Origin of the sequence: Neobacillus drentensis, from assembly GCF_036962765.1 — a bacterium.
In the GTDB taxonomy this organism is placed as follows: domain Bacteria; phylum Bacillota; class Bacilli; order Bacillales; family Cytobacillaceae; genus Neobacillus; species Neobacillus drentensis_C.
The window spans coordinates 33,555-39,646 of the sequence record NZ_JBALOS010000242.1 but is presented as its reverse complement, the minus strand read 5'-3'; the positions used below and the strand labels follow the sequence as shown (position 1 = coordinate 39,646).

The window sequence follows — 6,092 nt, the reverse complement described above, 5'->3', positions numbered from 1 at the left end:
TTATATCCCTGTTTTTATTTGATATTTCCGATTTTTCTAAATTTTCAATCTTGGCACGGAAATTGCAAATATGTAGGGTAAGAATCATAGCCTTGACAAAATGGAGGTTCACAATGGAAAGAATGTATATCAATGGTGAATGGGTAACATCCGTTTCAGGGGAGTTTTTTTCAACGTACAATCCTGCCAATCAAGAAGTGATCGGCACAGTTCCCAGAGGCGGAAAGGAAGATGTCGATCTGGCGGTTGCAGCAGCGAAAAAGGTTTTTGAAACAAACGAATGGCAAACATTAAAACCTAGTATAAGAGGAAATGCCCTTTATGAAGTAGCACGAAGAATACGAGAAAGATCCGAAGAACTGGCATTGATTGAGACCTTAGACACAGGGAAGCCTCTTGCCCAGGGGAGAAGCGATGTAGAAAGCAGTGCACGCTATTTTGAGTATTATGCAGGTGTTGCAGATAAAATGTTTGGGGAAACAATCCCGGTAGCGCCAAATGTTATTGACTACACGGTACGCGAACCAATGGGGGTTTGTGCGCAAATTATCCCTTGGAACTACCCCCTTCAGATCACATCAAGGGGTGTGGCAGCTGCCATAGCGGTTGGAAATACTGTGGTTGTAAAACCTGCCGAAGATACGCCTCTGTCAGCATTAAAGTTGGCAGAAATATTTTCAGAGATAGAAGTCCTTAAAGATGTTCTTCAAGTTGTAACAGGTTATGGGCCTGAAGCAGGTGCAGCACTGGTGAATCACCCGGATGTTAATCATATCACTTTTACGGGTTCCGTTGGCACCGGTACAAGCGTGATGATCTCTGCGGCACAAAATATTGTTCCTGTCACACTCGAGCTGGGAGGGAAGTCACCACATATTGTATTTCCGGACTGTGATATCGAAGAAACGGTGACATGGGTGACTCGTTCGATAATTCAGAATGCAGGTCAAACCTGTTCAGCCGGTTCCAGGCTGTTAGTTCACTCCAAAGTCAAAGAGGAAATAATCGAGAAGTTAACGGAGCGAATGAAAAACATTAAAATTGGTCCCGGTGTTAATGACTGCGAGCTAGGTCCAATTATTTCAAAAAGGCAGTTTGACAGAATACTAGCAATGGTTGAAAGAGCAAAAGACCAAGGTGCACGGGTCATTATTGGTGGAATGCAAGCAAAAGTAGAGGAGCCGGGTGAAGGTTATTATTTTGAACCAACCATTATTGATCACGTTTCTCCAGCCAGTGAAATGGCTCAAGAGGAAGTATTTGGACCGGTATTGACTGTATTTGAATTTTCAACCGAAGAAGAAGCGATTCAATTAGCAAATGGAACATCCTATGGTCTTGTTACCGGGATTTGGACAAATGATCTATCCCGGGCTCACAGAGTAGCGAGTAAAGTGAAAAGCGGTCAGGTCTTTATTAATGACTATGGTGCGGCCGGGGGCGTTGAACTTCCATTTGGGGGTTATAAAAAAAGTGGAATTGGCCGTGAAAAAGGAGTAGAAGCGCTACAAAATTATACGCAATTGAAAAATATCGCAATCAAAATAAAAAGTGCGGATGATAAGTAGTTTCGAAGAAATTTAAGTGAAAGGAGTGACAGATTTGCAACACTTTTCCATTGCTTTAATACCCGGGGACGGAATTGGCCCGGAAGTGATGAATGAGGCCATAAAGGTATTAAAAAAAGCGGAAGAAATACACGGCGGTATCACTTTTTCTTGTGAATCTTTTGATTGGGGGTGTGATTATTATCTTCAAAATGGAAGAATGATGCCCGAGAATGGGTTAGATCTATTAAAAGATTTTGATGTTATTCTCTTTGGGGCTGTTGGTGCAAAATCGGTACCGGATCATATATCCGTTTGGGAGCTAATCCTGCCCATTCGCCGTAAATTTCAGCAGTATGTGAATTTACGGCCGATTAAACTTCTTCAAGGGTTAGAAAGCCCGTTGCGGTATAAATCCCATAAAGACCTTGACTTTGTGGTTGTAAGGGAAAATACCGAGGGAGAGTATACCAATAGCGGCGGGCGCGTTCATGAGGGAACCCCCTATGAATTAGCTGTTCAAAATAATATTTTTACAAGATACGGTTCGGAAAGAATCGTAAACTATGCTTTTTCCTTGGCAGAAAAAAGGGCTAAGAAAAACCTGACAGTAGCAACAAAATCAAATGCGATTAACTTTACCATGCCTTTTTGGGACGAGATCGTAAAAGAAATAGGCAATGGCTATCCTGATGTAAGCACACAAATCTATCATATTGATGCACTAGCAGCTTATTTTATTTCAAGACCAGAGACAATGGATGTGGTTGTGGGTAGTAATTTGTTTGGTGATATATTAACAGATTTAGGCGCAGCCATCGTTGGAGGATTAGGAATGGCCCCATCTGGAAACATCAATCCGGAGCGCATCTACCCTTCTATGTTTGAACCGATTCATGGTTCCGCACCCGATATTGCTGGAAAAGGGATCGCCAATCCCATTGCCTCCATTTGGAGCCTTAGTCTCATGATGGATCATCTCGGACTTCCTGAGGTGGGGAAATTAATCCTTGATTCCATTGAAGGGGTCTTAATAGATGGAAAAATAATAACACCTGACCTTGGAGGTACTGCCAAAACCATTGAAATGGGCGATGCCATCGTTTCTAAAATGGTTCAATTAAGTCTCAGTCCAAAAATCTAACAATTACATTATTGGAGGTGTCCAATCTATGAGTATATTAAACGGAAAAACGGCCATTGTAACAGGAGCCGGCTCGGGAATGGGGAAAGCGATTGCTCAAGCTTTCGCTAAGGAAGGAGCGAATGTAACGTTTGCGGATTTAAATGTTGAATCGGCAAAAGCAGCCGCAAGCTCTACTGGCCTCACTCGAGTGCAAGCCATTCGAGCAGATGTAACGAATGATGCAGATGTTGCAAATCTTGTGCAACAAACAGTGGAAGCATATGACGGATTGGATATTGTCATTAACTGTGCTGGTGTTCCCCAATCCTTCACCGCGATTGAGGAATTAACCTTGGAACAATGGGATTTAATTATGAACGTGAATACAAAATCGATTTTTTTAACGTCTAAGTATGCTGTGCCGTTCATGAAGCAGCAAAAAAGCGGAAGCATTGTGAATATTGCTTCCATTGCCGGTATTAGAGCGAGACCCGGATTAAACGCGTATTGTGCCTCCAAAGGGGCAGCCATCATGCTGACCAAAGCATTAGCGATTGAGTTAGCTCCTTATAAAATTAGAGTCAATGCCATCAATCCCGGCCCTGCCGATACGCCGATGATTGGTAAATTCCTGGTAGGGGATGACGTGCAAAAGGAAGAGGGAATGAAAAAAATCTTTCAGGACAGCGTTCCATTAGGAACCTTAATTCAACCGGAAGATATTGCCCAGGGTGCACTTTACTTAGCCTCGGATCTGTCTAAGATTGTGACCGGAGAGGTTCTGAATATTGACGGTGGCCGCGGTATTTAAACGAGAGGAGCATTAAATGGAGCCGATTATTCGCTTAGAAAATGTATCGTTTTCCTACAAAATTAATGAAAAAACGAAAGTATCCGTTCTCAAAAATATTTCCTTTTCCGTCTTCCCTGGAGAATATGTCGCCATCATCGGCCACAATGGTTCAGGAAAATCTACCTTATCCAAGCACCTGAACGGGATTTTAACCCCGGATAATGGAGATGTCTGGGTTCACGGTCATAACACAAAGGACATTGAAAAGAAACGGGAAATTCGTCAAGCTGTCGGCACGGTCTTTCAGCATCCGGATAACCAAATTGTGGCTACCATCGTGGAGGAAGATGTCGCATTTGGACTGGAGAATATTGGTGTCCCAAGGGAAGAAATGAAAAAGAGAGTCGACGAAGCTTTACTTGTGGTCAAAATGTCCCAGTTCCGCCACAGGCCGCCGCATCACCTCTCCGGGGGACAGAAGCAAAGGGTGGCGATTGCCGGTGTGCTGGCGATGCAACCGGAGTGTATCGTTTTTGATGAAGCAACCAGTATGCTAGACAATTTTGGTCGAAAAGAAGTACTTCAAGTGATGAGAAAAATGAACAATATGGGGATGACGATGATTACCGTTACCCACCAAATGTCGGAAGCTGCGGAGGCTGACCGGATTATCGTCATTGAGGACGGGCAGATTGTCATGGACGGTCCGCCGCGTGAAATTTTTAAACATAAGCAAGAATTAGAGAACCTGCAATTAGAAGTCCCTGCTGTAAGCCAATTGGCCGAGGTAATTCACAGCCAATTTGCCGAATTTTCATCGGACATCATCCAAGAAAATGAGTTTATTGAGGAAGTGGAGAAATTCTCTAAAGAGGAGGTGGTATAAATGTCGGGCAGGCCGATTATCGAAATAGAAAATCTGTCCCATACGTATATGAAAGGGACCCCGATGGAGCATGTTGCCTTAAAAGGGGCTAACTTGTATGCAGAAGAAGGGGAATGCATTGCCATCATTGGCCATACCGGATCAGGAAAGTCGACCTTAATCCAGCACTTCAACGGGCTGATGCGTCCAGAATCTGGAAAAGTCATCATCGATGGGGAAGACTTATCAAAGAAAAAGGTGAATTTGAAAACACTTAGGCAAAAAGTGGGCCTTGTTTTTCAAAACCCGGAGGATCAGATTTTTGAAAAAATCATAGGCGATGATATTGCCTATGGGCCATTCAAATTAGGCCTTCCACTAAAGGAGGTGAGGGAGCGCGTTAAATGGGCGATGTCAGTTGTTGGCTTGGATTTTGAGGCAATGAAGGACAGACAGACCTTTGCGTTAAGCGGCGGACAGAAACGGAAGGTCGCCTTAGCAGGGATCCTTGCCTTAAAACCAAAGATTTTAGTTCTTGATGAACCGACAGCGGGTCTGGATCCTAGGTCTAGGAAGGAATTGCTTGATAAAATAAAACGGTTAAACAAGGAAGAAAAATTAACGGTCGTTTTTGTGTCACACAATATGGAGGAGGTCGCCATGTTAGCAGACCGTGTCTATGTGATGGCAGGTGGAACAGACGTGTTAACAGGCACCCCGCAAGAAATTTTTACGGATAAAGAAAAACTGCAGCGGCATCAAATCGGGACCCCCGAAACGGTAAAGGTTCTTTATCGATTAACCGATCTTGGATACCAAGTAAATACGGATGCCTTTTCAATCACGGAAGCAGCAGAGGAAATTATAAAGGTTCTTACCGGCAAGAAGGAGGGTTCGCGAAATGTCCAGCGAATTTGAAATATCCCGTAGTATTACAATCGGTCAATACGTACCAACAGCCTCATTTGTTCATCGATTAGACCCAAGAATAAAGCTTCTTGTTTTTGTCATTCTCGTGGTGGCGATCGCCCTTAATACGAGTTATCTCGGAAATGCGATTGGTTTAGTTTTATCTCTTTATTTATTCTGGGCATCTAAAATCCCAATCAGCTACGGGTTATCAGGTGTGAAACCAGCCATTCCCTTTATTATCATCTTAGCGATATTGCAGTTGCTTTTTCAAGGACAGCTCTTTTCAGATGGCAGAGTGTATGTGGATTATGGCTTTATCTTCATCACCAGTGAAAGCATTCGATTGGTGGTGGTTTCAGCTGTTCGATTTATTGAAATTATCTTCTTAAGCAGTGTTCTTACCTTATCTACTTCCACCACAGAATTAACACATTCCATACAAAGCTTACTGAGTCCGTTAAAGAAAATAAAGTTCCCGGTCCACGAAATCTCACTGATTACAACGATTGCGATTCGATTCGTTCCAACGTTCGCCATCGAGATGGAAAAAATGATGAAAGCACAAGCTTCAAGGGGAGCTGACTTTGGTAGCGGCGGCTGGTGGAGAATCATTCAAAGAACAAAAGAAACGTTTCCTATCATTATCCCTTTATTTAATATCGCCTTGTCAAGGGCCGAGGATTTGATTCTTGCAATGGAATCACGCTGCTATACACCAGGTGGCGATAGGAGTTCCTACTCCGTGTATAAAGCAATCGCGAAGGATTATCTTGTATTACTAGTTGGACTTTTATTCTCATTACTACTGCTTTTTTATCCGTTTCCTTTTTAATAAAGGCTATTTTCGCA

At 43.0% G+C, this 6,092-nt stretch carries 6 protein-coding genes; all 6 read left to right on the top strand.

Annotation, left to right across the window (positions count from 1 at the left end; translation table 11 throughout):
- Window positions 1-113 precede the first annotated feature (113 nt).
- The 6 genes from V7137_RS25030 to V7137_RS25005 are packed head-to-tail and all read left to right on the top strand — an operon-like array spanning window position 114 to window position 6,075.
- Window positions 114-1,568 carry an aldehyde dehydrogenase family protein gene (locus tag V7137_RS25030; protein WP_335700585.1) on the top strand — a complete coding sequence of 485 codons (1,455 nt, stop codon included), beginning with the start codon at window positions 114-116 and terminating at the stop codon, window positions 1,566-1,568.
- A gap of 34 nt (window positions 1,569-1,602) precedes the next feature.
- Window positions 1,603-2,691: a tartrate dehydrogenase gene (locus V7137_RS25025; protein ID WP_335700584.1), complete on the top strand. Its 1,089-nt coding sequence runs from the start codon at window positions 1,603-1,605 to the stop codon at window positions 2,689-2,691.
- A 28-nt stretch (window positions 2,692-2,719) separates the two neighbouring features.
- Window positions 2,720-3,484, top strand: a complete 765-nt coding sequence (locus V7137_RS25020) for an SDR family NAD(P)-dependent oxidoreductase (protein WP_335700583.1) — start codon at window positions 2,720-2,722, stop codon at window positions 3,482-3,484.
- Between the two features lie 16 nt (window positions 3,485-3,500).
- Complete coding sequence (locus tag V7137_RS25015) at window positions 3,501-4,352, top strand: energy-coupling factor transporter ATPase (RefSeq protein ID WP_335700582.1); 852 nt, start codon at window positions 3,501-3,503, stop codon at window positions 4,350-4,352.
- Complete coding sequence (locus tag V7137_RS25010) at window positions 4,353-5,249, top strand: energy-coupling factor transporter ATPase (RefSeq protein ID WP_335700581.1); 897 nt, start codon at window positions 4,353-4,355, stop codon at window positions 5,247-5,249.
- Window positions 5,233-6,075: an energy-coupling factor transporter transmembrane component T family protein gene (locus V7137_RS25005; RefSeq protein WP_335700580.1), complete on the top strand. Its 843-nt coding sequence runs from the start codon at window positions 5,233-5,235 to the stop codon at window positions 6,073-6,075. Before V7137_RS25010 ends, V7137_RS25005 begins: the two co-directional genes overlap by 17 nt.
- Window positions 6,076-6,092 lie beyond the last annotated feature (17 nt).